1 protein-coding gene and 1 pseudogene are annotated in these 553 nt (G+C 46.8%); both read left to right on the top strand.

Annotation, left to right across the window (positions count from 1 at the left end; all coding sequences use genetic code 11):
• On the top strand, positions 1-237 hold a 237-nt coding region (locus R7040_RS29090; RefSeq protein WP_318097995.1), incomplete at its 5' end, for an EamA family transporter.
• A 146-nt stretch (positions 238-383) separates the two neighbouring features.
• Positions 384-553 (top strand): annotated as a pseudogene (locus R7040_RS29085) (acyl-CoA thioesterase); the annotation flags it as partial.

Below are 553 nucleotides of genomic sequence, written 5' to 3'. Positions count from 1 at the left end.
GCTCCATTGATGTGGGTAAAAGCAATAGATTTGATTGGTGCAGACTCCAGCGCCATGTTCATGAACTTAATGCCTGTGGTCTCTGTCGCCTTAGCGTCAACACTGCTCGGTGAAGAGATTCACGTGTACCATATTATCGGCGGCTTGATGGTTATCTCCGGCGTGATTCTGTCGCAGATAAAAGTACGGAAGAAGCAAGATCTTGCTGGCCAAGAGCTACCATCAACTTCCGCCTAACAACAAAGAGAAAAGCCACGGAGTAGAGCCGTGGCTTTTTGGTATCAACACCTCAAACAAAAGTTAATGTTTTGTTGCTCGCCCTATTCCCGTCACAAACGCTTGCTGCTACATTGGGAGAACAATAACTCACAAAGGAATGACAGATGAGCAGTGGTCAAAGAGATATTACCCTTCGTTTTTTAGCAGAACCTAGCGACGTTAATTTTGGCGGAAAGGTTCACGGCGGCGCTGTAATGAAATGTATCGACTTAGCGGCTTATGCATGCAGTGCTGCTTGGGGGGTAAAGTACTGCATTACGTCCTATGCGGGTGT

The organism is Vibrio sp. 1069, assembly GCF_033340555.1.
The sequence above is the reverse complement of the archived record's forward strand: the minus strand, read 5'-3'. Positions and strand labels throughout refer to the sequence as shown.